Annotated in this window: 30 protein-coding genes and 1 tRNA gene; 10 read left to right on the top strand and 21 right to left on the bottom strand. The window is 55.7% G+C overall.

Annotation, left to right across the window (positions count from 1 at the left end; all coding sequences use genetic code 11):
• Positions 1–106: 106 nt before the first annotated feature.
• Positions 107–2,116 carry a hypothetical protein gene (locus CKW20_RS06575; protein WP_095052182.1) on the top strand — a complete coding sequence of 670 codons (2,010 nt, stop codon included), beginning with the start codon at positions 107–109 and terminating at the stop codon, positions 2,114–2,116.
• A 121-nt stretch (positions 2,117–2,237) separates the two neighbouring features.
• Here the strand turns inward: CKW20_RS06575 and CKW20_RS06570 are convergent, their stop codons facing one another.
• Complete coding sequence (locus CKW20_RS06570; RefSeq protein ID WP_095052181.1) at positions 2,238–2,423, bottom strand: hypothetical protein; 186 nt, start codon at positions 2,421–2,423, stop codon at positions 2,238–2,240.
• On the opposite strand from CKW20_RS06570, the gene CKW20_RS06565 reads away from it, so the two are divergent.
• Positions 2,422–3,345, top strand: a complete 924-nt coding sequence (locus tag CKW20_RS06565) for a DNA cytosine methyltransferase (RefSeq protein ID WP_371857397.1) — start codon at positions 2,422–2,424, stop codon at positions 3,343–3,345. The genes CKW20_RS06570 and CKW20_RS06565 overlap by 2 nt on opposite strands.
• Before the next feature lie 29 nt (positions 3,346–3,374).
• Here CKW20_RS06565 and CKW20_RS06560 read toward each other — a convergent pair whose 3' ends face one another.
• Both CKW20_RS06560 and CKW20_RS06550 read right to left on the bottom strand, forming a co-directional pair.
• A complete protein-coding gene (locus CKW20_RS06560) occupies positions 3,375–4,220 on the bottom strand; it encodes a DUF2971 domain-containing protein (RefSeq protein ID WP_176466860.1) in 846 nt (281 codons plus the stop codon).
• A 357-nt stretch (positions 4,221–4,577) separates the two neighbouring features.
• Entirely contained in the window at positions 4,578–5,537 is a 960-nt protein-coding gene (locus CKW20_RS06550) for a hypothetical protein (RefSeq protein WP_141228917.1), read from the bottom strand.
• Positions 5,538–5,697: 160 nt separating this feature from the next.
• On the opposite strand from CKW20_RS06550, the gene CKW20_RS06545 reads away from it, so the two are divergent.
• The 3 genes from CKW20_RS06545 (at position 5,698) to CKW20_RS06535 (ending at position 7,480) form a co-directional block, all read left to right on the top strand.
• Positions 5,698–5,946 (top strand): hypothetical protein, encoded by a 249-nt coding sequence (locus CKW20_RS06545; RefSeq protein WP_095052176.1) that lies wholly within the window; start codon positions 5,698–5,700, stop codon positions 5,944–5,946.
• A gap of 209 nt (positions 5,947–6,155) precedes the next feature.
• The gene (locus tag CKW20_RS06540) at positions 6,156–6,368 is read left to right on the top strand and encodes a hypothetical protein (RefSeq protein ID WP_095052175.1); all 213 of its coding nucleotides are present in this window, start codon (positions 6,156–6,158) and stop codon (positions 6,366–6,368) included.
• Complete coding sequence (locus tag CKW20_RS06535) at positions 6,368–7,480, top strand: phage integrase Arm DNA-binding domain-containing protein (RefSeq protein WP_095052174.1); 1,113 nt, start codon at positions 6,368–6,370, stop codon at positions 7,478–7,480. The genes CKW20_RS06540 and CKW20_RS06535 overlap by 1 nt, the downstream gene beginning before the upstream one ends.
• Before the next feature lie 89 nt (positions 7,481–7,569).
• Here the strand turns inward: CKW20_RS06535 and CKW20_RS06530 are convergent.
• The 9 genes from CKW20_RS06530 to thrS form a co-directional block, all read right to left on the bottom strand.
• A tRNA-Pro gene (locus tag CKW20_RS06530) sits at positions 7,570–7,646 on the bottom strand.
• 89 nt (positions 7,647–7,735) lie between these two features.
• A complete protein-coding gene (locus tag CKW20_RS06525) occupies positions 7,736–8,092 on the bottom strand; it encodes a MerR family transcriptional regulator (RefSeq protein WP_003179985.1) in 357 nt (118 codons plus the stop codon).
• Positions 8,073–8,375, bottom strand: coding sequence for an integration host factor subunit alpha (ihfA, locus tag CKW20_RS06520; RefSeq protein WP_002553164.1), 303 nt, complete (start codon positions 8,373–8,375; stop codon positions 8,073–8,075). The genes CKW20_RS06525 and ihfA overlap by 20 nt, the downstream gene beginning before the upstream one ends.
• A gap of 3 nt (positions 8,376–8,378) precedes the next feature.
• Positions 8,379–10,757, bottom strand: a complete 2,379-nt coding sequence (gene pheT / locus CKW20_RS06515) for a phenylalanine--tRNA ligase subunit beta (RefSeq protein ID WP_095052173.1) — start codon at positions 10,755–10,757, stop codon at positions 8,379–8,381.
• 26 nt (positions 10,758–10,783) lie between these two features.
• Positions 10,784–11,800: a phenylalanine--tRNA ligase subunit alpha gene (gene pheS, locus CKW20_RS06510; protein ID WP_007905876.1), complete on the bottom strand. Its 1,017-nt coding sequence runs from the start codon at positions 11,798–11,800 to the stop codon at positions 10,784–10,786.
• Positions 11,801–11,909: 109 nt separating this feature from the next.
• Positions 11,910–12,266: a 50S ribosomal protein L20 gene (gene rplT, locus CKW20_RS06505; protein ID WP_007905879.1), complete on the bottom strand. Its 357-nt coding sequence runs from the start codon at positions 12,264–12,266 to the stop codon at positions 11,910–11,912.
• Positions 12,267–12,294: 28 nt separating this feature from the next.
• Positions 12,295–12,489 carry a 50S ribosomal protein L35 gene (rpmI, locus tag CKW20_RS06500; RefSeq protein ID WP_002553160.1) on the bottom strand — a complete coding sequence of 65 codons (195 nt, stop codon included), beginning with the start codon at positions 12,487–12,489 and terminating at the stop codon, positions 12,295–12,297.
• A 60-nt stretch (positions 12,490–12,549) separates the two neighbouring features.
• On the bottom strand, positions 12,550–13,101 hold the full coding sequence (gene infC / locus CKW20_RS06495) for a translation initiation factor IF-3 (protein ID WP_172435341.1): 552 nt from the start codon (positions 13,099–13,101) through the stop codon (positions 12,550–12,552).
• Positions 13,101–15,023, bottom strand: coding sequence for a threonine--tRNA ligase (thrS, locus tag CKW20_RS06490; protein ID WP_095052172.1), 1,923 nt, complete (start codon positions 15,021–15,023; stop codon positions 13,101–13,103). Before thrS ends, infC begins: the two co-directional genes overlap by 1 nt.
• 374 nt (positions 15,024–15,397) lie before the next feature.
• Here thrS and CKW20_RS06485 point away from each other — a divergent pair, with 374 nt between their 5' ends.
• Both CKW20_RS06485 and CKW20_RS06480 read left to right on the top strand, forming a co-directional pair.
• Positions 15,398–15,700: a hypothetical protein gene (locus CKW20_RS06485; RefSeq protein ID WP_095052171.1), complete on the top strand. Its 303-nt coding sequence runs from the start codon at positions 15,398–15,400 to the stop codon at positions 15,698–15,700.
• A gap of 290 nt (positions 15,701–15,990) precedes the next feature.
• On the top strand, positions 15,991–16,203 hold the full coding sequence (locus tag CKW20_RS06480) for a cold-shock protein (protein WP_003179963.1): 213 nt from the start codon (positions 15,991–15,993) through the stop codon (positions 16,201–16,203).
• 72 nt (positions 16,204–16,275) lie between these two features.
• Here the strand turns inward: CKW20_RS06480 and CKW20_RS06475 are convergent, their stop codons facing one another.
• Positions 16,276–16,593: an I78 family peptidase inhibitor gene (locus CKW20_RS06475; RefSeq protein ID WP_095052170.1), complete on the bottom strand. Its 318-nt coding sequence runs from the start codon at positions 16,591–16,593 to the stop codon at positions 16,276–16,278.
• 164 nt (positions 16,594–16,757) lie between these two features.
• Positions 16,758–17,063 carry a hypothetical protein gene (locus CKW20_RS06470; RefSeq protein WP_095052169.1) on the bottom strand — a complete coding sequence of 102 codons (306 nt, stop codon included), beginning with the start codon at positions 17,061–17,063 and terminating at the stop codon, positions 16,758–16,760.
• A 132-nt stretch (positions 17,064–17,195) separates the two neighbouring features.
• Here CKW20_RS06470 and CKW20_RS06465 point away from each other — a divergent pair, with 132 nt between their 5' ends.
• The gene (locus CKW20_RS06465; RefSeq protein WP_095052168.1) at positions 17,196–17,402 is read left to right on the top strand and encodes a hypothetical protein; all 207 of its coding nucleotides are present in this window, start codon (positions 17,196–17,198) and stop codon (positions 17,400–17,402) included.
• A gap of 38 nt (positions 17,403–17,440) precedes the next feature.
• Here the strand turns inward: CKW20_RS06465 and CKW20_RS06460 are convergent, their stop codons facing one another.
• From CKW20_RS06460 to CKW20_RS06430, 7 genes are all read right to left on the bottom strand, one after another.
• Positions 17,441–18,469 carry a nucleoside hydrolase gene (locus CKW20_RS06460; RefSeq protein ID WP_095052167.1) on the bottom strand — a complete coding sequence of 343 codons (1,029 nt, stop codon included), beginning with the start codon at positions 18,467–18,469 and terminating at the stop codon, positions 17,441–17,443.
• A gap of 33 nt (positions 18,470–18,502) precedes the next feature.
• Positions 18,503–18,907 (bottom strand): D-ribose pyranase, encoded by a 405-nt coding sequence (gene rbsD / locus CKW20_RS06455; protein ID WP_038980103.1) that lies wholly within the window; start codon positions 18,905–18,907, stop codon positions 18,503–18,505.
• Complete coding sequence (gene rbsK, locus CKW20_RS06450) at positions 18,904–19,821, bottom strand: ribokinase (protein ID WP_095052166.1); 918 nt, start codon at positions 19,819–19,821, stop codon at positions 18,904–18,906. Before rbsK ends, rbsD begins: the two co-directional genes overlap by 4 nt.
• A gap of 76 nt (positions 19,822–19,897) precedes the next feature.
• Entirely contained in the window at positions 19,898–20,917 is a 1,020-nt protein-coding gene (locus tag CKW20_RS06445) for a LacI family DNA-binding transcriptional regulator (protein WP_095052165.1), read from the bottom strand.
• 3 nt (positions 20,918–20,920) lie between these two features.
• Positions 20,921–21,898, bottom strand: a complete 978-nt coding sequence (locus CKW20_RS06440) for an ABC transporter permease (protein WP_095052164.1) — start codon at positions 21,896–21,898, stop codon at positions 20,921–20,923.
• On the bottom strand, positions 21,895–23,448 hold the full coding sequence (locus CKW20_RS06435; RefSeq protein ID WP_095052163.1) for a sugar ABC transporter ATP-binding protein: 1,554 nt from the start codon (positions 23,446–23,448) through the stop codon (positions 21,895–21,897). Before CKW20_RS06435 ends, CKW20_RS06440 begins: the two co-directional genes overlap by 4 nt.
• A 56-nt stretch (positions 23,449–23,504) precedes the next feature.
• On the bottom strand, positions 23,505–24,458 hold the full coding sequence (locus tag CKW20_RS06430) for a sugar ABC transporter substrate-binding protein (RefSeq protein WP_095052162.1): 954 nt from the start codon (positions 24,456–24,458) through the stop codon (positions 23,505–23,507).
• A 497-nt stretch (positions 24,459–24,955) separates the two neighbouring features.
• On the opposite strand from CKW20_RS06430, the gene CKW20_RS06425 reads away from it, so the two are divergent.
• On the top strand, positions 24,956–26,044 hold the full coding sequence (locus CKW20_RS06425) for an asparaginase (RefSeq protein WP_095052161.1): 1,089 nt from the start codon (positions 24,956–24,958) through the stop codon (positions 26,042–26,044).
• Positions 26,045–26,207: 163 nt separating this feature from the next.
• A complete protein-coding gene (locus CKW20_RS06420) occupies positions 26,208–26,498 on the top strand; it encodes a DUF1654 domain-containing protein (protein WP_095052160.1) in 291 nt (96 codons plus the stop codon).
• Positions 26,499–26,500 lie beyond the last annotated feature (2 nt).

Raw genomic sequence — 26,500 nt, 5'->3', positions numbered from 1 at the left:
CCATGGGTTGGAGCCAGAAGTGTAGTCCAGCCTGATATTCCCTCAACACCACTTGTCGCATCCGGTCACGGAGAGTGGGCTTTTATCAACTCAAAGGAACTAGTCAATGAAATATTATGTAAGTGCCGCCGGCAACGACAGCAATACAGGTACGCGCCCTAGCGCTCCATGGAAGACGCTGAACATGGTCAACGCTCAACGTTTCCTGCCTGGGGATTCGGTGTTGTTTCGGCGTGGAGATACTTTTTACGGCAGGATTGTACCGTTTGGAAACCGCTCACAAAACGTGCAGCCTGTGTCCTATGGCGACTACGGTAGCGGCGAGATGCCGATAATCAGTCGGTATAAAGTAATCCCCCCTACGTCTTGGGTTGCTCAACCCAATGGTGTATGGCGAGTTGATTTGAATGACTTGACCAAGTTCACTGGTGATCAGGAGATAGGGGTGCAAGGTGCCAACGTAGGCTTCCTTAAACAGAGCGGAGAAATTCACCCTAACAAAAAGTGGAGCGTGGCTACGCTCACTGACCAATGGGATTTCTACAGCGACAATGCACAGTATTTGTACGTCAAGCTGGTAAACATCCCAGGTGAAATCTTAGCTCCAGTCGGTCAACGAATTATTGACTCGGTGTCGACCAGTGCGACCGGCTACCGCATCTCTGGCTTGCACCTCAAAGGTTGCTCTGGGCATGCCATCAATGGGGTTTTGCAAGACACTACGATTACTGGCTGCATGCTGGGCGAGTTGGGTGGAGGTGAACTGATTGGCTTCGCTACACCTAATACTCGATACGGTAACGGCGTGGAGATGTGGAATGGTTCGTTCCGCTCTCAGGCCACCGGTAACGTCATCTATGACGTGTATGACGTGGGTTGCACCATGCAAGGCAACCTAGTAACTGCTGCTTCCGGCTGGAATGATTGCTGGTTCACCAAAAATCTGATTATGCGTTGCAACCAGTCGTTTGAAGTCTGGGCCACGGGTGTAGATAACTCTACCCCTACTGAACCGGGTTCAGGGTTCCACCGTACGGGGTTCATGGACAACATCTGTATGGATGCCGGACGGTCCTGGGGCAGCGAAGTACGTCCTGACCAAACCACCAAGGTAGACTTGTTGCTCTACGCCATTACTGTCCCGGACGTAGACATTACTGTGTCTGGTAACAAGTTCTACCGCGCCAAAGGTTCATGGATTTACCGTGCAGGTGGCATCGTCACATTACCGACTGGTTACGTTCTTAAGGACAATCAGATTTTTTTGGAAAGCGGCGTCAAACTGTTTAGCACATTGAGCTACACGTGGTCCGAATGGGATGCCTTTGCTTCCTACATTGGCACCGGTGGCGGCACTGTTTGTTCAATGGTCACCACAGCAGATACAAGTCTGACACAACTGCAAGCCCTGCTTGTACAAAAGCCAGTATGCGATCTGTTCAGTGCTGCAACGACGGCTTTGAACGACATCTCCAGCCTGCGCTCAGACTCGCTATGTAGTGGTTTCGAAAGCCAGGCCTCAACATTAGTCGGCGATTATTTCGCTGAGATACTGATCTTGACCAGCTTGGATTCCCAAGGGCGTATTGACGGTTCATTCCTTTATCATATCGGCGGGGACTCAACGACCGATCGACGTGGCATGGGTATGGTTTCCATTCAGCTCAACCCAATCGCCAGTGGCTCTTACTTCAACATGGATGTGGTGGAGTTGCTGCCTTTTCGTACTGGACCTGAGTTCACCGATTTTAAAGCGGTGCTGATTGAGGATGCCTTGTCCACGGGCGGTAAAGTCCAAGTCAAAATCTATTTCAACGTTGGCAAAGACAACCACCAAAAACTCAAGGTCATGCCAACCAGTATGATGATCTCTGGCAGCCTCAATGCGTCTTACCAGTTCCGTAACGCTTCTCAGCTGATAACCGCATTACCTGCAGGTACGGTTATTACGGCGACCGGTAACTCTATTGCTTGGCAGAAACGACCACTGGTCAGTGCTACGGCACCGACTACTGCGCCTTCATTTGTTGGACAGTCCTACTTGGACACCGCTAACAAAAAGGCTTACATCGCTTTTGGTACAGCCAGTGTTGCCGATTGGGGCTCGCTGAACTAAATCAACTCATGAAGTGGGGGGCGGCAAACCGAACCGAATGCACCTTGCAGATGCCTAGCTACATCAATCAGGCCAGTCAACTCGTGCTCAATTTCGGCGAGTGTGGCTGCCCCTCCCTCACCTATTGCGCTGGAGATTCTGTAAGTCGGTCAATCTCTTTCTTGTAGGTCGCAAGCTCAATGATCTGCCGTAAACAAATGACGACCTCAAGTTTCTGATTGTCGTCGGGAATTCCTATTCGCTTCAGCATCGCTCGGGCGTCTTCCTCAATCGCCGCGAGTGCATCGATATCGCTTTGCAATCTCATGTCAGTCTCCCGTCAGGCTGCATCGAACATAAACCAATACCCCACTTCAACGAATCATGCCAGCCGGCGAGACCTGCTGGCGCATGGAGGATCAATGAATGAGCTGGCTCTTTTCGCAGGCTCTGGTGGCGGAATACTCGGAGGCCACCTCCTCGGGTGGCGCACCGTCTGCGCCGTTGAGCGTGATGCCTTCTCAGCACAAGTTCTGGCGCAACGACAAAACGATGGAGCCCTACCAACTTTCCCGATTTGGTCTGACGTGTGCAGTTTTGACGGAAGACCATGGCGCGGCCTTGTTGACGTGGTTTCTGGCGGATTTCCGTGCCAAGACATCTCGAGCGCCGGAGGGGGGGCAGGCATCGACGGAGCGCGGTCTGGGCTTTGGAGAGAGATGGCGCGAATCATCAGCGAGGTACGACCTGAAGAGGTCTACTTGGAAAACTCACCTCTGCTTGTGGGAAGAGGACTTGCATTGGTCCTCGGTGACCTTACCGAAATGGGGTATGACACGCAGTGGTGCATTGTTTCAGCATCCGACGTTGGAGCGCCCCATCAGCGCGAGCGCATTTGGCTTGTTGCCCACGCCAATGGCTTCCGACAGTCGCCGAGGGGATTGCCCATCGGAGCGTCAGAGACGATCGCCGAACTTGGTGTCCGCATACAGAACCTGGCCGACCCCAGTGGCGAGCATGGCGAAAGGATCATCACCGGCAGCACTGACGCGCAAGTCTGGAGCAGACCGGTCGAACGATCGACTGGACCACGCAGTTATGGCTTCCGATGGTGGCCAGCTGAACCCGGAATGGGTCGAGTGGCTAATGGGGTGGCCAATCGGGTGGACCGAATTAAAGCCCTTGGCAATGGACAAGTTCCGCGAGTGGCGGCAACAGCATTCACCCTGCTCTCGATCGACAACGTCTGACGCACTTTAGAGCTAGCTGAATTTAATCTCTACTTAAAATCAACGATATGGATATTGAAATTACCATCGCCTCTTACAGCTTTTTTTATAGGAACCACCAACGCTTTTGCGTGAAGAATATCCTGTACTAGCTGCTGGTGGTCGCGCGTCATTTTTTCGCCAAATATCACTGATTTTATCGCGCTCCCTGGGTAAAACATTAAAGTGCCTGATTGCCCCGTCCTAGGAGCGAAGTCAATGAGACGCAATTCTTCTTCGTAACTCCACTGTACGGGCTTGGTCGCAAGCATTTTTTGATATATCTCTCCAAGACGATATGAAGCATCTTTAACTCCTGCCTCGTAAAGAGAGAGCTCATAATTTCGACCCTCACCTCTATATTTAGCGAGTGCCTGAGTTTCAAAGAAAGCATCGTTATGATAGCCCCATTGATCGTGCAAAACCGCCATTACAGATGCATCAATTATAGCTGGCTCATTCTCATAGAGGACTTCATATATCTTGGCATCCTGATCTGGGGGAATTAGCTTTTGCGAGTCAAATTCAAGACAAAAACCTCTCAGACCGTCAGCATAGTGCGCCCACATGAGGAGGTTATCTTGTCTTTTACTGAAGCAGCCGATTCTAGCATTGTCAATGTAGTATTCAATATTCGGCTCACTGGACTCTAAGCCTTCTACATAGTCGTCATAGTTTTCTCTGACCACTTCATCGTCAGCTCGCTCAAAACCCCAAGCATTGAGAATATTAATTAAGCGAGGAGACTCAACTTCTAGCGATGGAAATCCCGAAAGAATCTCACACCTACACTCGAAAGGATCGTTAAAAGAAGAGTGATGATTCAAAAATAAATTACTTTCTGCCAAGTTTCTCAACGAGTACTCGTTAACGCGAAAATATTTGAACAACTTCGGATCCTCCTCGAATTGCATTAGAACTTCAGTGTAGCGTATGTACAAGCATAAACCTTTCACAAAGTAACCGCAGCAGTTACAGGGATACCCAAATGAAAACTATGATCTGGCGCTTGCTCGCAAAGCTGCTTGCACGCTCAGTCATTACCGACTGGCTCATCGCTCGCGCCCAACGCCCCCCATACCTACACATAATGTCTACCGACGATTCCACGATGCACATGGGGCGCTGGTGGCAGTCCACCCCATTCTCGAGAACGACGCACAAACAATAAAAGCAGCGGTTTGAACGGGCCAAACAGCCGGATTAAACAGAGCTTATCGGTAACGACCAAGTTCTTTTTCCGGAGCCCATATTCTCCCGTTCCAAGAGATGGGCGCAATTCTAGGACCTGATTGCACACCATAAGGGCTTATGCGCATCTGATGACGGGCATTAATAACTCTTGAATATCTCCTTAGCGTCCGATTAAACTCCTTTTTCAGCCAAATATATTTTTTTAAAACATGTTCATCACCACCATCAAAATTCAAGCTCAGTGAATACCTTTCCTTCCAGTAGCAAAACTGATCAAGCCGCCTTAACTCCTCTCCAAACCCACAAACTCGAACATCAAATTTGTTCAAGAAATATAAAATTGAGGCTTTCACTCTAAGCAATGTATCAATCCAGCTTGAATCAAATCCGGACTCATACCCTAGCGGATAATTAAGAAGATATTTCTTGCCATCATCATCAGCTCTAATTGCATGGCCATTGAGAGGAAAAACACCTATATGCTCAGATAGCACCTCGCACACTACATCATCAACCAACACCCTGGGGGTACTAGCACCGTCCTCTAGCTCCAATGCTCTTTGATAAGCTGTCCCAAATAGTATTGGGCCATGATGATAAATTTTTCCGTAGGTTATGCCCCCCCTCATATAAATACCTGCGCAGGCGCCTTGAATAGAAAGCTTGGTCACCTTATTACAAATGGCTTTGAAGCCATCGAAACTGCCTTCAGCTGAAATGATAATGCAATCTGAAATATAGTTTAATCTTGGATCGCCCAGCTCCTTTTCTAAAAGACCATCAGATGTCAGCTCATAAATATTAAGATCATGATGACCATTTGACTCTTTCGATTCCTCGTGCAAAAAATCCAGAGCCCATGTCACCCGTTCATAATCTTGGCCATCCTCGCTTTCAGCCTCTATCTTCTTTACCAACTCCTTAAAGCCTAAAATATCCAAGAAGGCCACAAATCGCGTTTCAATTCCTTTCTTTATCACTTCCAGAAACCCTACTTCACTATTAATATTTTTCGTAGCGCTATTTGCCTGACAACTAGCTGCCCCGGAAATAGCAACCGGCCACTACACACAAGTTTAACCCAACTGTACTCCTCTCACCTCTATTGAATAGCCGCGATACGGCGGCAAGGACGAAGTCATGCCTGAAGAAATTGCCGCGACCTTGCGAGTGCAGATCATCCAGTACATGCGAAAGAACGAGAAAAGTGTTCGTGGATGGTTTCCCACCTGGTGGTTCAAGTTTCACGTCTCTGGCGCCCTCGACATTCCCGAGATTCGCCGGGAACTGGAGAGGATGAAACGTGATGGATTGGTCAAGGCCGATCACAGCCAGAGCAACAACACCAAATGGAGGCTGACTGAAAAGCCCAGCGAGGTGGCGCAATGATTTTCGCCCCGCTCTACATGCTCTGGCTCATCTACAACGGGCCACGCCGCTAAGGGGTCACCCCACCAGTCACCTCAGGGGAGAGTGTGTGTAACGCAACTGGCGAGGTGAACCAATAAACCGTAGCTCACCTTCATAGCGTGCCTCACGCCCTTCAACAGAATTCCATTTACCCACCCTCTGCCGCCGCAAACGGCATGGAGCATCCAATGAAAAAAGAACTGATCAAGATCAGCGAGTTTCAGCGCCGGCGCTGGGGCGAAAACGGCACTCCGCAATGCCCCCAAGCGATTCGCAACCACATCCGCAATGGCATTGTCCCCGGCGTGCAGATAGGGAAACTCTGGTACGTTGACTGGACCGCATTCACCCGCTCGGACGGTAACGACCTGGTAGCGATGGTATTGAAAGGAGCTGCATGATGTCGCCACGGCCGCGCAATACTGCGAACAAGAGCCTTCCGCAGAATCTCTACTTCGACGCGCGGCGCTCGACTTATCGCTACCGCCGGCCAACCGACGGGAAGTGGTTCCAGTTTGGTACAGACCGCATTAAGGCCATCGATGCTGCAAAGCAGTTGAACCTGGAGTTTATGCGCGGTGCCGATCTGGTCGGTGCTGTGTTGAACAACTCTGCCGAATCGTTCGCCGGGTTCCTCGATACCTACGAGCGCGACGTCCTGCCGCCGCGGGAGCTGGCCAAGGGCACGCTCAACCTGTACGCGGTGCACTTCCGGCGCTTTCGCAAGCAGTTCGAAGGCAAGGCCGTCGACCAGATCACGATCCGCATGGTCGCGGAGATGCTGGACCCACTCACCCCCCGGACAGCGAATCAGTGCCGCGCACTGCTGATCGACATTTTCAACCATGCTGCCGCGAAGGGCCTGTGCCCGGACAACCCGGCGGCCAGCACGATCAATCGCATAGAGAAGAAACAGCGGAAACGCCATACCGTCGAAGGTTTGAAAGCCATCCGGGAGAAAGCGCCAGCCTGGCTACAGAATGCAATTGACCTCGCGCTGATCACTGCCCAGCGTCGGACGGACATCCTGGACATGCGGTTCGACGGTGTTCGGGAGGGTTTCCTGTACTTGGTGCAGAAGAAGACGGCCAAGGCCAGTGACGCGGCGTGGATACGCTTTCGAGTGACGCCCGAGCTACAGGCTGTAATCAGCCGATGCCGTGACGACATAGCCTCGCCATACCTGGTGCATCGCAAGCCCGATCGCCGGAAACAGAAACAGGCGCAGCACAAGGACCACTGGACGAAGATTGAAGAGCGGTATTTGACGCGAGCATTCAAGGACGCCAGGGAGGCGGCAAACTGCTACCCGGGATGGAAGGAAGAAGAGATGCCGGGCTTCCACGAAGTGCGGGCACTGTCGCTGCACCTATATAAGAAAGCCGGAAAGGACGGGCAGAGAATCGCAGGCCATGCGAGCGAAGGCATGACTAAAAACTACCAGCGGGACCACGAGGAAATTATCTGGTCCGAGGCGGTTCCGGACCTGAATATCAACGAAATCACCGGGTAGTTTTGCGCCAGTTTTGCGCGGGTTTTGCGCAGACACAAAAAAGCCGATCTAACTGATCGGCTCAAGTGTCTGATTTTATTCAGACAATATGGTCGGGACGGAGTGATTCGAACACTCGACCCCTAGCACCCCATGCTAGTGCGCTACCGGACTGCGCTACGCCCCGACTAGGCGTTGAATCTGTTCCTCATCTCGAGGAACGCTCAAGAATATATCGCAAGCTTTTGAAAACTGGAAGTATTTAAAAGCAGGAATTTATTTCTTAAGCACCACCAGAACATCTTCAAGCTCGGCGATCATCTGGCGGATCATTTGTTTGTATTGGGTGGTGTCGTCTTTGGCTTCATCGCCGGACAAACGCAAGCGTGCGCCGCCGATGGTAAACCCCTGATCGTAAAGAAGCGCGCGGATCTGCCGGATCATCAGCACGTCCTGGCGCTGATAATACCGGCGGTTTCCGCGGCGTTTGACGGGGTTGAGTTGAGGAAACTCCTGCTCCCAGTAGCGCAGCACGTGCGGTTTTACCGCACATAGCTCGCTGACTTCACCAATGGTGAAGTAGCGTTTGCCTGGGATGACGGGTAGCTCGTCGTTATGACTTGGTTCCAGCATAAGCCTCAACTCGGGCCTTCAACTTCTGCCCTGGACGAAAGGTGACCACACGGCGAGCCGTGATCGGGATTTCTTCTCCCGTTTTCGGATTGCGGCCAGGCCGCTGGCGTTTGTCCCGAAGGTCGAAATTGCCGAAACCGGACAATTTGACTTGTTCGTTGTCTTCAAGAGCGTGCCTGATTTCTTCAAAAAACAGTTCGACCAATTCCTTGGCTTCCCGCTTGTTCAGGCCCAGCTCTTCATACAGACGTTCCGCCATCTCAGCTTTCGTCAAAGCCCCCATACGTCACTTCCTTAACGTGGCGTTCAACCTTTGTTCGAGCGAGGTGAGGATGTTTTGCGTCGTGGTATTCACCTCATCGTCATTAAGAGTGCGCGATGGATGCTGCCAGGTCAAGCCGACGGCGAGGCTTTTTCTATCAGGATCAATGCCTTTACCCTGATACACGTCAAAGAGCCTGAGGTCTGTCAGCCATTCACCTGCATTTTCACGGATTACGTCCAGTACGGCTGTGGCCGCAACGTCTTTATCCGCCAGCAGTGCAAGGTCACGACGCACTTCAGGAAAGCGCGATAACTCCTGGAATTTAGGCATTTTGCCCGAAGCTACTTCGGCCAGAACCAGCTCGAAAACAAAGACCGGACGGTCGAGACCGAGGGTTTTAGACAACTCCGGGTGAATCGCGCCAACGAAACCTACCAAACGACCTTCACGTTCGATGCGCGCGGTTTGCCCCGGGTGCAATGCTGGGTGTTTGCCCGGCACAAACGTGAACGAATCCAGCGCGCCGGCGAAGCCCAGTACCGCTTCCACATCAGCTTTGACATCGAAGAAATCCACGACATCGCGACCTTGCGCCCAGCCTTCCGGCAGACGGCTGCCACACACAACACCCGCCAGCATCGGCTCTTGCTTCAGGCCTTCCAGCTGACCGACGAAGCGCAGGCCGCTTTCGAACAGGCGGACGCGATCCTGCTGACGGTTCAGGTTGTGCTGAAGCGCCTTGACCAGACCCGGCCACAGGGACGAACGCATGGCGGCCATGTCGTTGGAAATCGGGTTGGCCAGCAGCAGCGGCTCAACACCTGGATTAAACAACTCAAATTGTTTCGGATCGATGAAGCTGTAAGTGATCGCTTCCTGATAACCACGAGCCACCAGCAGACGGCGCAGCTCAGGCAGATCGCTACGCGCTTCGGCCTTGGCTTGCGGCGCCAGACGGGCTTGCGGATAGCGAACCGGCAGACGGTTATAACCGTACAGACGGGCCAGTTCTTCGATCAGGTCGACTTCCAGGCTGATATCGAAACGGAAGCTTGGCACTTCAACGCGCCACTGCCCTGCCCCATCGGCAGAAATGGTCAGGCCCAAGGCGCTGAGCAGACGCTCGATTTCGGCCGAATCCATCTCCATGCCCAGCATTTGGGTGATGCGTTGGGCACGCAAAGTAATCGGCGCGATCGACGGCAGATGCTGCTCGCTGACGGTCTCGATGATCGGACCCGCTTCGCCACCGGTGATTTCCAGCAGCAGGCCAGTGGCGCGCTCCATGGCTTCGCGGGCCAGTTGCCAATCCACGCCACGCTCGTAGCGGTGCGAGGCATCGGTGTGCAGGCCGTAGGAACGAGCCTTGCCAGCGACAGCAATCTGGTCGAAGAACGCGCTTTCCAGGAATACATCACGCGTGGTCGCGGACACACCGCTGTGCTCGCCCCCCATGACGCCAGCAATGGCCAACGCGCGAGCGTGGTCGGCGATCACCAGCGTATCGCTACGCAGGCTGACTTCCTGACCATCGAGCAGCACCAGCTTCTCGCCCTCTTCGGCCATGCGCACGCGGATGCCGCCATTGATTTCGGCGAGATCGAACGCGTGCAGCGGCTGACCCAGTTCCAGCATCACGTAGTTGGTGATGTCGACAGCAGCGTCGATGCTGCGCACGTCGGCACGACGCAAACGCTCGACCATCCACAGCGGCGTAGGCTTGGACAAATCGACGTTACGGATCACACGACCCAGGTAACGCGGGCATGCGGCCGGTGCCAGTACTTCAACCGAACGCACTTCATCGTGCACAGCCGGAACGCTAGCAACAACCGGGCGAGTGACTTTGGCGGCGTACAGCGCGCCCACTTCACGAGCCAGACCGGCCAGCGACAGGCAGTCGCCGCGGTTCGGGGTCAGGTCGACCTCGATGCTGGCGTCGTCAAGGCTCAGGTACTCACGAATGTCCTGACCGACCGGCGCATCGGCCGGCAACTCCATCAGGCCATCGTTGCCTTCGCCGATTTGCAGCTCGGCCTGGGAGCACAGCATGCCGCTGGATTCAACGCCACGCAGCTTGGCTTTCTTGATTTTGAAATCGCCCGGCAGTTCGGCACCGATCATGGCGAACGGGATCTTCAGGCCCGGGCGCACGTTTGGCGCGCCGCATACGACCTGGAAAGTTTCCGAACCACTGCTGACCTGGCAAACGCGCAGCTTGTCAGCGTCCGGGTGCTGCTCGGTGCTGAGCACCTCGCCCACCACCACGCCACTGAATTCACCGGCGGCCGGCGTAACGCTATCGACCTCAAGACCGGCCATCGACAGACGAGCAACCAGCTCGTCGCGATTTACCTGCGGGCTTACCCAGCCACGCAGCCATTGTTCACTGAATTTCATCCTGCTCTCCTAAGAATTCGTTACGACTAGCGAAATTGCGCGAGGAACCGCAAGTCGTTGTCGAAGAACAGACGCAAGTCGTTCACGCCGTAACGCAGCATGGCCAGACGCTCAACGCCCATGCCGAAGGCAAAGCCCGAAAACTCTTCCGGGTCGATCCCGGACATACGCAGCACGTTCGGGTGAACCATGCCGCAGCCCATGACTTCCAGCCAGCCGGTCTGCTTGCAGACGCGACAGCCTTTACCGCTGCACATCACGCATTCCATGTCGACTTCAGCGGATGGCTCAGTGAACGGGAAGTACGAAGGACGGAAACGCACGGCCAGTTCTTTCTCGAAGAACACGCGCAGGAACTCTTCGATGGTGCCTTTCAGGTCGGCGAAATTGATATCGCGGTCGACCAGCAGGCCTTCGACCTGGTGAAACATCGGGGAGTGAGTGATATCGGAGTCGCTACGGTACACACGGCCTGGGCAGACGATGCGGATCGGCGGCTGTTTCGATTCCATGGTGCGGACCTGTACCGGAGAGGTATGGGTGCGCAGCAACATGTTGGCATTGAAATAGAAGGTGTCATGCATCGACCGGGCCGGGTGATGGCCTGGGATGTTGAGCGCTTCGAAGTTGTGATAGTCGTCTTCGACCTCAGGGCCTTCGGCGATGCCGTAGCCGATGTGGGTGAAGAACTGTTCGATACGTTCCAGAGTACGAGTAACCGGATGCAGACCACCCGAGGTCTGGCCACGGCCAGGCAGGGTCACGTCAATGGACTCGGCAGACAGCTTGGCGGCCAGGTCGGCCTCTTCAAACAGTGCCTTGCGGGCATTGAGAACCTCTGTGACACGCTCCTTGGCAACGTTGATCAGCGCGCCGACTTGCGGGCGCTCTTCTGCCGGCAAATTCCCCAGGGTCTTCATCACCTGAGTCAATTCGCCCTTTTTGCCAAGGTAGTGAACCCGGATTTGCTCCAGGGCATTGATATCTTCAGCGCTTTGCACAGCCTCTAGTGCTTGAGAGACGAGCGCATCCAGGTTTTCCATGTACAGACTCCAGATACAAAATAGGGGAAGAGCTTGAAGGCTCTTCCCCTATTTATGACGTTTAACACCTGGCCCCACAGAGGTGAGGCCGGGTGACTGTCGGGGGTACTTAAGCCAAGGTGGCTTTAGCTTTCTCGACAATCGCAGCAAACGCCGCTTTTTCGTTCACTGCCAGATCAGCCAGAACCTTACGGTCGATCTCGATGGACGCTTTTTTCAGGCCGGCGATGAAACGGCTGTAGGACAGACCGTTGATACGTGCACCAGCGTTGATACGAGCGATCCACAGAGCGCGGAACTGACGTTTTTTCTGACGACGGTCACGGTAGGCGTATTGGCCTGCCTTGATTACCGCTTGCTTGGCAACACGGAATACGCGCGAGCGAGCGCCGTAGTAGCCTTTAGCAAGTTTCAGAATTTTTTTGTGACGTTTACGGGCAATGACGCCACGCTTTACACGAGCCATGAGTTACTTCCTCTATTCTTGACTAAAATTAACGAAGGCGCAGCATGCGCTCGACTTTTGCCACGTCAGACGGATGCAGCAAGCTGCTACCGCGCAGTTGACGCTTACGCTTGGTCGACATTTTGGTCAGGATGTGGCTCTTGAAAGCGTGCTTGTGCTTGATACCGTTAGCAGTTTTCAGAAACCGCTTAGCAGCACCACTTTTAGTTTTCATCTTTGGCATGTTCGGATACTCCGCATTCAGTTGATAAACATAATCAGAAGGCCTGCCGTGCCCTATTGATTACTTCTTCTTTTTCGGGGCGATGACCATGATCAGCTGGCGTCCTTCCATCTTAGGATGCTGTTCGACCGAACCGTACTCGAGCAAGTCACCTTCAACTCGCTTGAGGAGTTCCATCCCCAGCTCCTGGTGGGCCATCTCACGGCCGCGGAATCGCAAGGATACCTTGGCCCTGTCCCCATCACTCAGGAAACGTACCAGGTTGCGCAGTTTTACCTGGTAATCCCCTTCCTCCGTCCCTGGACGAAACTTGATTTCTTTAACCTGAATCTGCTTCTGGTTTTTCTTGGCCGCGGCAATCTGCTTCTTCTTCTCGAAGATCGATTTGCCGTAGTCCATCAGCTTGCAAACAGGAGGTACTGCATCGGCGGAAATCTCCACCAAATCCAGCTTGGCCTCTTCAGCCTTAAGAAGCGCGTCTTCAATTGACACAATCCCAAGCTGCTCACCTTCAGCTCCAATTAACCGAACCTCGCGTGCCGAGATATTCTCGTTGATCGGGGCTTTCGGTGCAGCTCGTTTATCTTGTCTCATTTCACGCTTAATAATAATTACTCCGAATCTGGGCGACCACGCCGGGAAACCGCTTGCGCGAGAAACTCAGCGAACTGGGCGACGGGCATCGAGCCCAGGTCAGCACCTTCACGAGTACGCACAGCGACAGTCTGCATCTCGACTTCCCGATCTCCGATAACCAAGAGATAGGGAACCTTGAGCAAAGTATGCTCGCGGATTTTAAAGCCGATCTTTTCATTTCTCAAGTCAGACTTGGCACGAAATCCGCTTTCATTGAGGGTTTTTTCAACCTCAGCGGCAAAATCGGCCTGTTTATCAGTGATATTCATGATCACTGCCTGGGTCGGCGCCAGCCACGCGGGGAATGCACCCTCGTAGTGCTCGATCAGGATTCCGACGAAACGCTCGAACGAACCCAGGATCGCCCGGTGCAACATAACCGGGTGCTTGCGACTGTTGTCTTCGGAGACGTATTCGGCTCCCAGACGGACAGGCAGGTTAAAATCGAGCTGAAGGGTACCACATTGCCAGACACGGCCGAGGCAATCTTTCAGCGAGAATTCGATTTTCGGACCGTAGAACGCACCCTCGCCCGGCTGCAGATCATACGGCAGGCCAGCACTATCAAGGGCTGCAGCCAGTGCAGCTTCGGCGCGATCCCACAACTCGTCGGAACCAACGCGTTTTTCCGGACGAGTGGACAGCTTCATCTCGACGTCTTTGAAACCGAAGTCGGCATAGACGTCCATGGTCAGCTTGATGAACGCGGCGGATTCGGCCTGCATCTGTTCTTCAGTACAGAAGATGTGAGCATCGTCCTGAGTGAAGGCGCGAACGCGCATGATGCCGTGCAGCGCACCCGACGGTTCGTTACGGTGGCAGGCACCGAACTCGGCCAGACGCATCGGCAGCTCGCGGTAGCTTTTCAGGCCCTGATTGAACACCTGCACGTGGCACGGGCAGTTCATCGGCTTGATGGCGTAGTCGCGGTTTTCCGACTGAGTGGTAAACATGTTGTCGGCGTAGTTGGCCCAGTGCCCGGATTTCTCCCACAGGCTGCGGTCAACGACTTGTGGAGTTTTGATCTCCAGATAGCCGTTGTCGCGCTGAACCTTGCGCATGTACTGCTCAAGCACCTGGTACAAAGTCCAGCCGTTCGGGTGCCAGAACACCATGCCAGGCGACTCTTCCTGGGTGTGGAACAGGCCCAGACGCTTGCCGATCTTGCGGTGATCGCGCTTCTCGGCTTCTTCGATGCGCTGGATGTAAGCCGCCAGCTGCTTTTTGTCCGCCCATGCGGTGCCGTAAACGCGCTGCAATTGCTCGTTCTTGGCATCGCCACGCCAGTAGGCGCCGGACAGCTTGGTCAGCTTGAAGGATTTCAGGAAACGCGTGTTCGGCACGTGCGGACCGCGGCACATGTCGACGTATTCTTCGTGATAGTACAGACCCATGGCCTGCTCGTTCGGCATGTCATCGACCAGACGCAGCTTGTAGTCTTCGCCGCGGGCCTTGAACACTTCGATCACTTCGGCGCGCGGAGTGACTTTCTTGATCACGTCGTAATCTTTCTCGATCAGCTGCTGCATGCGCTGTTCGATGGCGGCCAGGTCGTCCGGCGTGAAAGGACGCTCGAAGGCGATGTCGTAATAGAAGCCTTCGTCGATGACCGGACCGATGACCATCTTGGCCGTCGGGTACAGCTGCTTGACCGCATGGCCAACCAGGTGGGCGCAAGAGTGGCGAATGATCTCCAGCCCCTCTTCATCCTTTGGCGTAATGATTTGCAGCGTAGCGTCGCTGCCGATGATGTCGCTGGCGTCGACCAGCTTGCCATCAACCTTGCCGGCCACGGTGGCCTTGGCCAGACCGGCACCAATGGATGCGGCGACCTCGGCTACGGAAACCGGGTGATCGAATGAACGTTGACTGCCGTCGGGAAGAGTAATAGTTGGCATGGCGCCTCCTCTCCTAGTGGTGACCCCTACCAAAGGTCACGTGGGTTGGGATGAGCCAGTACAAGATCCGATCCAGGCCATTCAATGACGAACGCCTGCCTTACAGCGGCAGGAGCCTTGCGGCCAACCGGAAAACCGAACCAGAGTGACTGGGATTCAAATCAGGGTTATTCGCGCCTTTGCCGCTACCGGGACTGAAGGTCATCCGGAGCCTGCAAACGCCCGAGCGAGGCATGCTAGCACAGATGAATGGTCGTCGCGGCGGCAAGGTTTTCTGCTGGGGCAAATCAGGCATTTTTATGCCAGAGTGATGAACTTGAACCCCGCTTTACCTCTCAGATAACAAGACATTGACCCAAAAGGAGCATCCCAGCATGCATCTGAATCGTTTATTCGCCATCGTCGCACCCGTCGTCCTGTTGCTGCCGCTGGCTGCCCATGCCGATTGGCCAAAGGGCGAGCGCGAGAAATACATGGCTCAGTGCACTCAGGCGGCTACTCCGCAGATCGGCGCTGCGGCAGCCAAGTCTCACTGCGCTTGTGGTGCCGATGCGATCAAGTCGTACCCGGCCAGCGACATTCAGTCATTGATGGATAACAAGGCCAGCCCGGAACTGCAACAGAAGGCACTGGGCCAGATAGCCAAATGCAAGGCCAATCCACCGGCGAAAAAATGAGCAAAAAGTCCTTTTGACTCGGCCTAACGCTGATAAAAAGTGATGGTTTTCAGCTTTTTCGTACGATTCATGCAGGTTTTTCAGCTTTTTTTATTGTCTTTACTTTCGGCTGAAAGCCTTTTAAACCGGGGCTTTCAGCCACACGAAGCAACAAAGCAAACGCGACTGTAGGGCAAACAGCACACCCAGGGGGCTCCCAAAGCGAACATTTCGACTATGATAGTCCGGTGTGCCCAGTTGGCCTGAGCAGCACAGTACTACTGAAAATATAAGTTTCTTGGAGATACACCATGTCTAATCGCCAAACCGGCACCGTTAAATGGTTCAACGATGAAAAAGGCTTCGGCTTCATCACTCCTCAAGGTGGCGGTGACGACCTGTTCGTACACTTCAAAGCTATCGAAAGCGACGGTTTCAAAAGCCTGAAAGAAGGCCAGACCGTTTCCTTCGTGGCTGAGAAAGGCCAAAAGGGTATGCAAGCTGCACAAGTCCGCCCAGAGTAATTTTCTGGCGCACTAAAAAAACCCCGTCCATGTGACGGGGTTTTTTATGGGCGAAACAAAAGCCTGAAGCAATCAGCCGCAGTTGACGCGGGTGACCACCAGGTTGTTGTCGGTGTTCAGGTTCAGGCGATCGGAACGGTACTCCAGGGTCACCATGTCGTCAGGCTTGAGGAACCGGGCATTCTGCGCGCCTGCGCGGGTACGTGCCTGCTCGAGCAATTCGGGCGAAGCCTTTTTGCCAATGGTGAATTCGGCAGCCTTTGCTTCACAACGGCTGTGGCCGGTGTCGGTCGCCACAGGATCCTTTGCCGAATCGGTGGACGTACTGCTGCAACCGGCCAGCAGAGTGGCGGCCAACAAAGTACCCAATGACGCGAGCTTCCAAGGCATGAAGCCTCCTTTTTTCAATAGTTAAGCTGAAATCGTGCGACCGCCATTTTGGCGTTTGGTTTCAGGCAGGCGCTATCACCCTGCCCTCGATCCGTGCCACGGCGAGTGTGCCTGAGCATCGCCATGCCGTTCATCATTCAATCGTGACTGAATATGAACAGCGCTCAATAAACGTCGATGTAGTCGAAAGGCGGTTTCGGCCAGTTCTGCTTGAGCGCATTGAAAATCTGCGTGACCCAGACCTCATCGCTGGCCGCGACCCGCCCGACATAACCGGACCCCTTGGCCCAGGTCTCCAGGCGAAACAGCAACCCTTCGATATCCGTGCCGCCCACAATGCCCGACGAAATGTAGGCGATACCGCCCTTGGTGACCCGCAACTGAGTGTGTTCATCATCGCTGGCAGAAGCCAGCAGCCGACGCACGGCTTCGAGGGTCAAGCCGTCAGGAGTGTTCAAATCGATCTGCACAGCACGGTCCTTGAAAATTCGTCAAAGACCAAGTGTCGCATAGCCCTCCCCTCATGCCTAAGTCGGAGTGCCAAACGTCCCGCAAAATGGTTAACTCGACACTCAGCCTTTCCCGACTTCACGAGCGCCATCATGACCACCGTAAGCATCGACGCCGACATCAAAGCCAAGTGGCCACAGGGTCATAGCTCTTACAGCCCGGGCAGCCCGGAAGAGTTGGCAATCATTGGTATCGATTTGCTGGTCAAGGAGCTGGGGACGCAAGCCGCCCAGACATTCATCACACAGGTTCTCGCGAAGTACCCCGCCGACTACATGGGCGCAACAGAAACCGAATAACGTAAATACCCGCAGGCTGGCACCTGCGGGCCTACGGCTTACTTCAAACGAGCCAGACGCTGGGTCAGCAGGTCGAAGAAGCCCTGAGCGTCGCCGCTTTCAACCCAGAAGGCATTTTTCGGTGCCTTCAGGCCGTCATACCAGTCGACAATGGTCTGGCCGAAGGTCGGCCCTTCGCGGCTATCAACCACTACGTTGACCGAACGCCCGGTGAACAACTCTGGCTTGAGCAAGTAAGCGATGACTGTGGCGTCATGCACCGGGCCACCCGGAATGCCGTAGTGCTCCATGTCGCCTTTGACGTACTCGTTGAGAATATCGCCCACCAGCTTGCTGGCATTGTTGTTCAGGGCGGCGATCTGCTTCAGGCGCGCTTCACTGGTCAGGATCTTGTGGGTCACGTCCAGCGGCAGGTAGGTCAGCTTGACGCCACTTTTCAGCACCACTTCCGCAGCCTGAGGGTCGGCGAACAGGTTGAATTCGGCCACCGGGGTGATGTTGCCGCCGTTGAAATGCGCCCCGCCCATGATCACCACTTCCTTGATGCCCTGAACAATTTCAGGCTCCTGGATCAGCGCCAGCGCCAGGTTGGTCTGTGGACCGAGCATGGCGATGGTGATGCTGTGGGGTTTGGCTGCTTTCAGGGTATCGATCAGATAGTTGACCGCATTGCCTTCGGCCAGGCCTTTTTTCGGCTCGTGCACTGTGACACCCGACAAGCCTTCCTTGCCGTGGATATTTTCGGCATAGATCGGCGTGCGCATCATCGGTTTCGGTGCGCCCGCATAAACAGGTACCTCCTCGCGCCCTGCCCACTCACGGGCCAGACGGGCATTTCGCGAAGTCTTGTCCAGACGCACATTGCCAGCAACGGTGGTCAGCGCACGAATGTTCAGCTCTTCCGGCGATGCCAGGGCAAACAGCAAGGCGACCACGTCATCGGCACCCGGATCGGTGTCGATGATCAAGTCGATCTTTTCCGCCGCTTGGGCGCTTGTTGCGGTAATCAGTGACAAAAGCAGCAGACTCCGGAGCAGGTGGTGCAGTTTTTGAGCATAGCGGTGCATAGCGCACTCCTTGTGCGTGGGAAGAACGGAAAGTTAAAACGTTACTCCAGCCACCAGCACGATGTTGCAGTACGGCTGACATTCGCCTGTACGAATGATCGCCCGTGCTTGTCGGCTGAGTACTTTGAATTGGTCATGACTGAGCAATTCGCGCCGGCCCAGCGCACCTTCGGCATACAGTTCATCCAGCGCGCTCAAGGCCGACGGTTTTTTGTCCAGAATCTCATGGGCCAGCACATGGCTTTCGACCTGCATTTCGCTGAGCACAACCTTCAAGGTACTGACGAAATCCGGAATCCCGTGGGTCAGGGCCAGGTCGATCAATTCGACGCCAGGCGGAACCGGCAGGCCGGCATCGCCGATCACGACTGTATCGCCATGGCCAAGGGAGGCGATCAGCCGCGACAGCGCGACGTTGAGCAAAGGAGTCTTTTTCATGGTGCTTTAAAGGCCTGTACGTCGGACAAGGTGGGAATCGAAGGTTGCGCACCAGCCCGGGTGACCGACAGCGCTGCGGCGACCTGGCCGAAGCGGATCGCCTCGACCTCGCTTTTGCCGGCCGCCAAGGCTGCTGCGAAACCACCGACGAACGTGTCGCCGGCTGCGGTGGTGTCGACCGCCTTCACTTTCGGTGCCGGGAAATGCTCGAAGCGTTTGCCATCGGCGAACAATGATCCTTGAGAACCCAGGGTGATGATCACTTTGCCGGCACCCATGGCGATCAAGCGGGCCGCGGCGGTTTCGGCGGTGCTCAGGGAGTCCACCGGCAAACCGCTGAGGGCCGAGGCTTCGCTTTCGTTGGGGATCAGGTAATCGATGGCCGCATACCAATCCGCCGGCAGCGGGCGACTGGCCGGCGCCGGATTGAGAATCACGGTTTTACCCAGCTCATGACCGCGCTTCAGAGCATGACCGACCGTGGCATCCGGCACTTCCAGCTGACAGATAATGACATCCGCCGCTTGTAACACCGCGTCGAAACGGTCGATCACTTCGGGCGTCAGCGCACCGTTGGCACCGGCAACAATCACGATCGCGTTCTGACTATTGTTATCGACCACGATCAACGCCACGCCACTGGAATCTTCAACCGTGCAGACCGCCTGGCAATCGATCTGCTCGGCCAACAACGCTCCGCGCAGCGCTTCGCCATAGGCGTCGCTGCCGACACAACCGACCATCGACACCTGCGCGCCCAAGCGCGCCGCAGCCACGGCCTGGTTCGCGCCCTTGCCGCCGGAAACCGTGGTAAACGATTGGCCGATCAGCGTTTCACCACCACGGGGCAGCCGTGGCGCCCGGGTTACCAGGTCCATGTTCAGGCTGCCTATTACCACTACTTTTGCTGGCATACATCACTACTCGTCAATTCTGTTTCTGCGGTGCTTTCGGTTTCAGCAGTGCTTTTTGTTTAGCGATTGTCTGTTTTCAACGGAAGTGGGCGAACACACCGGCCAGCGGCGCAGTCGATTCGCGCAGGACAATACTGGGTGTCACGATGCGCTGATCGGTCGCCAGATCCGGTGTGGCAATCCGGCGCAACAGCACTTCGGCCGCCATCTCGCCAAGCTGCAGGATCGACTGCCCCACGGTGGTCAGTGCCGGATAGACGTAACGGCTCATCTGGATATCGTCGAAGCCGATCACCGACAGCTCGGTGGGCACACGAATATTGCGCTCGGCGGCGGCACGCAACACACCGATACCAATCATGTCGTTACCGGCGAAGATCGCGCTGGGCGGGTTCTTCACCAGCAGGATCGCGGCGGCGTTGTAACCGCCGGTGCTGGTGAAGTCGCTTTCCAGCATGCGCTCGCGCGGCACTTCGACACCCGCCTCCTTCAAGGCGCGGCAATAACCGGCCAGACGCATCTGCGCCACGCTTGTGCTTGCCGGCCCACCAATCGTGGCGATGTCCCGATGCCCCAGATCCAACAGGTGCCGGGTCGCCAGATAGGCCCCATATTCGTGATCGATGCGCACCAGATCCGCATTAACGCCTTCGAGCCCTCGGTCGACGATCACCATTGGCGTACGCACACCCGCCAGACCTTCGGCCAGGCCACTGTCACCACCAGCCGAGGCAACGATCAAGCCGTCAATGCGCTTTTCCAGCAACACGCGAAGGTAGCTGCGCTGTTTGTCCGGATTGTCGTCGGAGTTGCAGAGGATGACGCAATAGCCGTTGCGCTCGCAGTAATCCTCGATGCCACGGGCTAACTCGGCGAAGTACGGGTTGAGGCTGTTAGGCACCAGCAGGCCGATGGTCGCGGTGGTTTTCGCTTTCAACGACCGAGCCACGGCACTGGGCACGTAGTCGAGGCTTTTGATCGCAGCTTCGACCTTGATCCGCACTTCGTCACTGACCGGCCGCGTCTTGTTCACCACGTGGGAAACCGTGGTGTAGGAAATGCCCGCGAGTGCCGCTACATCCTTGATTGTTGCCATGACTCAGGTCCGCCGGCTTGCGCGCTGACTGCGATAAGTATCAAGCACCACCGCCACCACGATCACCGCACCGGTGATGATGCGCTTGGTTGGTTCGGTCGCGCCGATCTGCGCCAGACCGGCCGCCAGTACTGAGATGATCAGGACGCCGAAGAACGTACTGATGACCGAACCGCGCCCACCCATCAGGCTGGTGCCGCCGATCACGACCGCGGCGATCACCTGCAGCTCCAGGCCGGAGCCGGCATTCGGGTCCGCCGCTTCCAGGCGAGAAATTTGAAACAACGCAGCGATACCGGCCAACAGCCCCATCAGACTGAACACCAGAATCTTGTAGGGTTTGGGATTGATCCCCGCCAGACGCACCGCCTCTTCGTTGGTGCCGATGCCGATCAGGTAACGACCGAACACCGTACGCGTCAGCACAGCCTGGGCAATGAAGATAATCAGCAAGGCGATGATGAATGACGGCGAGATGCCGAACGCGATGGGGTTGGACAGCCAGGCGAAGGCATCACCTATGTAGGCGGTGCGCGAACCGGTCATCTGGTACGCCAGGCCCCGCGCCATTTCCAGCACGCCGAGGGACACGATGAACGACGGAATCCGCCACGCCACGGTGATCGAGCCAGTGATAGTCCCGGCCAATGCCGCTACCGCCATGCCGAGCAAGGCCGCAGGCAAGACGCTCCAGCCCCAACCGAGAATCGCCACGCTGACCGCCGAGGCCGCGAGCGCCAGCACCGAACCCACCGACAAATCGATACCGCCGATGATCAATACGAAGGTCATGCCGACCGCCAGCACCATCAAATCGGGAATCTGGTTGGCCAGTGTGCTGAAGGTGTCGTAAGACAGGAAATGGCTGCTCAGGATCGAGAACAGCGCGACCATCGCCAACAAGGCACCGGCCAGGCCCAGATAAGTGCCGAGGCCGTAAAAATTGCCACTACGTTTGCCGGCCAAAGATGCAGTATTCATGGAAGATCCCTAGGCGCTGCTTCATTGAGCAACGCATCACGTTTTTGGTAGCCGGCGAAAGCGGCGGCAAGCAAATCATCCTGGGTCCAGCTGTCACGCTCGAAAGTGTCGATCAGACGCCCTGCCGATAGCACACCGATGCGATCACAGATCAGCATCAGTTCGCGCAGGTCGCTGGACACCACCACCAGCGCTTTGCCCTGACGGGTCAACTCACCGAGCAATGCGTAGATATCGAACTTGGCGCCGACGTCGATGCCACGGGTCGGCTCGTCGAACAGCATCACCGTGCAGTCGCGCTCGAGCCAGCGGCCGATCACGACTTTCTGCTGATTGCCGCCGGACAGTTCCGAGACCAATTGCGCCGGACTGGAACTGCGAATGCGCATGGCGTTGATCTGACGCTGGGCCAGAGACATCTCGTCACCGTTATTGACGAAGCCACCGCTGGAAATCACCGGCATATTGCCCAAGGCAATGTTGGCGCTGATCGATTGCGTCAGCAGCAGGCCTTCGCCCTTTCGGTCTTCAGTGATCAGGGCGATGCCGTGACCAACCGCGTCGGCCGGCGAACGAATACTCACCACCTGAGCCGACGCCCCCAGCGCGACGGTGCCGCTGTCGGCTGTATCGGCGCCGAAGATCAGGCGCAGCAACTCGGTGCGCCCCGCGCCGATCAAACCGGAAATTCCGAAAATTTCGCCAGCGCGCACTTCGAAGGACACATCGCGGACTTTGTCGGAACGGGTTAGCCCTTTGACCGTCAAGGCCGGCGCACCAATCTTGCGCGGCCCCATGTCGATGTGCTCGCCCAATTCACGGCCGACCATCAGGGTGACCAGTTGCTCGCTGTTGTAATTGGCCATCGGCTCGACACAGACCAGGTTGCCGTCGCGCAATACCGCGATACGCTGAGCCACCCGCGCCAGTTCTTCAAGGCGGTGGGAAATGTAGATGATCGACACGCCTCGGGCTTGCAGGCGAGTGATCTGCTCGAACAGCATTTCGACTTCACGAGCTGTCAGCATCGCCGTCGGCTCGTCGAGGATCAGCACGTGGCAATCGCCGATCAGGTTGCGGGCGATCTCCACCATCTGCTGATGGCCGATACCCAGTTCGCCAACCAACGTATCTGGATCAATAGCGTCGAGGCCGACCTGGGCCATGGCCTCGATCGCCGCCTTGCGCAGTTGCTTGCGGCTGATCCAGCCGCCGTGGCTGGGCAGGTTGTCGAGAAACAGATTTTCTGCCACCGACAACGTCGGCAATAGATTGAGCTCTTGCATGACCATGCGGATGCCCAGCTCTTCGGCCTGGCTCCGGCTGCCGGGACGGTAATCCTGCCCCTGGAATTGCATCTGGCCGGTGGTCGGCGTGACCAGCCCACCAATGATCTTCGACAAGGTGCTTTTGCCGGCGCCGTTCTCACCGGTCAACGCCAGCACTTCGCCGCGCATCAGCGTCAGGTCGATACCGGTCAGGACGGGTTGGGCGTAGGTCTTACCGATACCGCTGACCGAGAGGACAGCGTTCGGGGCGCAAACGGACATAAAAACTCTCCATGTGCTCGCCCCAAGAGGCGAGCACTGTTGTGTCGCCAGAAGGACTACCGGGTAACCAGCTCTACCGGAGTTTCGATGACGCCGTTGACGCCGCTATCGACTTTCTTGCCGTTGATGATATTCAGCGCGGTCTCGATGCCGAACACCGCTTGCCGGGCAGCAAACTGGTCAGCGGTGGCCAGGACGCGACCATCCTTGAGCATTGGCTTGATGGCATTGATGTTGTCGTAACCGACCACTTGCACCTTGCCGGCCTTGCCCGCCGCGCGCACGGCAGATACTGCGCCGACCGCCATACTGTCGTTGCCGGCCAATAGGGCCTTGATGTTCGGGTATTCGCTGAGCATCGACGAGGCCACCTTGCCGCCCTTGTCGATTTCCCAATCGCCGGACTGCAGGGACACGACTTTGATCTGCGCCGCTTCCATCGCATCCTTGAAGCCCGCCGTGCGCTGCTGGGCGTTGGTGGTGGTGGACACGCCTTCGATGATGCCAACTTCATCACCGGCCTTCAGTTGTTTGGCCAGGTATTCACCCACCAGACGCGCGCCTTTGCGGTTATCCGGGCCTACGAACGGAACCGTGATGTTTTTGCTTTTGACGACGGCCGGATCGAGTTGGTTGTCGATGTTGATCACGGTAATACCGGCATCGACCGCTTTTTTGATGACCGGAACCATAGCCTTGGAGTCAGCTGGCGCGATGACCAGCGCATTGACCTTGGCCAGAATCATCTGCTCAACGATACGCGTCTGGCCGGCTGTGTCCGTTTCGTCCTTGATGCCATTGGAGATCAGGTCGAAATCGCCGGAATGGTCTTTCTGGTAGGCCTTGGCGCCGTCTTCCATGGTTAGGAAGAATTCATTGGCCAGGGATTTCATGACCAGGGCGACTTTAGGTTTTTCAGTGTCGGCGAAAGCCGAAGAGATAGGCAAAGCGGCGGATGCGGCAGCCAGCATAGCGACAGCGAGAAGACGTCCAGCGAATGGTAGCTTCATGGGTTCACTCCGATCTTATGATTATTCTGAGCAACGCTTTGCACTGGGCTCTGACCCTCACGGATCAAGCCATCAAGGAGACCGCGCAAACGTTTGCGTAGACCGAACTATGCGAACCCTGTCGGGATTTGTCAACGACCTGTTCTGTGGCCACTCCTTCTCATCAGGCCTCCTGAAAAAGCCCCCTTAAAAGAGCATCGACCTGCGCGGGGGTTCCTTAGCACCGATTTTCGATTTTGCAAGGCGACTTCTTCACCAGAGGTCGGAGAACCGAACGTAAAAGCCACACCTGTTCGGAAACCCGGACGATGGAGTGCGAAAATTTCGCCGACCTCCAAAATAATAGCTATAAAAATCATCACGTTAAAAGATCATCTTCTCCAACGTGTGGCTGGTACAGATCCTGCTCTTCTTCTACACCCCCGGCGTTCAGATCTGCCTGGGGCGCTTTTAGATGAACCTGCATCCGCACCGTCTCACTACTAGAGAAAACAATAATGAAATCTGCCTTCAACACTTTTATTCCGGGCGCCTTGGCCCTCCTGCTTCTCCTTCCGACCGCCCTTCAGGCAAAAGAAGTCGAAACCCGACAGAAACTGGCGAACGTGGTGATCCTGGCCACCGGCGGCACCATTGCTGGCGCGGGCGCGAGCGCTGCCAACAGCGCCACCTATCAAGCGGCGAAAGTCGGCATCGAACAATTGATCGCAGGGGTTCCGGAACTGAGCCAATTGGCCAATGTTCGCGGCGAACAGGTCATGCAGATCGCATCCGAAAGCATCACCAACGACAACCTGCTGCAACTGGGCCGTCGCGTGGCCGAGCTGGCCGACAGCAATGACGTCGATGGCATTGTCATCACCCACGGCACCGACACGCTGGAAGAGACCGCTTACTTCCTCAACCTGGTGGAAAAAACCAACAAGCCGATCATCGTCGTCGGCTCCATGCGCCCTGGCACCGCCATGTCGGCCGACGGCATGCTGAACCTGTACAACGCCGTCGCCGTGGCCAGCAGCAAAGATGCGCGCGGCAAAGGCGTACTGGTGACCATGAACGATGAAATTCAATCGGGTCGCGACGTCAGCAAAATGATCAACATCAAGACTGAGGCATTCAAAAGTGCCTGGGGTCCACTGGGCATGGTGGTCGAAGGCAAATCCTACTGGTTCCGTCTGCCGGCCAAGCGCCACACCATGGACTCGGAATTCGACATCAAAACCATCAAGAGCCTGCCTGATGTCGAAATCGCCTACTCCTATGGCAACGTCAGCGACACCGCCTACAAAGCCCTGGTGCAGTCGGGAGCCAAAGCCATCATCCATGCCGGCACCGGCAATGGCTCGGTCTCGTCCCGCGTGGTTCCCTCCCTGCAAGCCTTGCGCAAGGACGGCGTACAAATCATTCGTTCTTCTCACGTCAACGCCGGTGGTTTCGTACTGCGTAACGCCGAACAGCCTGACGACAAGTACGACTGGGTTGTGGCTCACGACCTGAACCCGCAAAAAGCCCGCATCCTGGCCATGGTTGCATTGACCAAGACCAACGACAGCAAAGAGCTGCAACGGATGTTCTGGGAATACTGATCCGCCCTCGCCCGACCCGTTCCGGGTCGGGCACCGTTGTCACCACTCGCCAGCCTTGGTGAGTGGTTCACGACCTTTTCTGATAAAAAAATCTCCATCGTCCTACACCAAACGGAAAAAACTACTGTCAGAGGATTTTCTTGAATTTTAAGCAGTTGCGAAAATGCCTACAGTTAAATACTGTATGCACGTACAGCTTAATAAGGATAATTCCGTGGCCACTCCCTCTGCCTCTCCTGACGCCTACGAACGCCTGGGTATGCGCGTTCAGAAAATCATCAATTCCCCCACCGCACAGAAAGCCAAAGCAGCACTGATCTTCCGTCTTCCGGACGAACCCGTGGATGAGTGGGAACGCTTGCTCGAAGAAATCGATGAGAACGACAACGTCACCCTCGCCCATCGCGACGATGGCGGTGTGCAGATTTTCTGGGTTGTGCCGAAGGAAGATTGAGT

The organism is Pseudomonas sp. Irchel s3b2, assembly GCF_900187445.1.
GTDB lineage: Bacteria > Pseudomonadota > Gammaproteobacteria > Pseudomonadales > Pseudomonadaceae > Aquipseudomonas.
The sequence above is the reverse complement of the archived record's forward strand: the minus strand, read 5'-3'. Positions and strand labels throughout refer to the sequence as shown.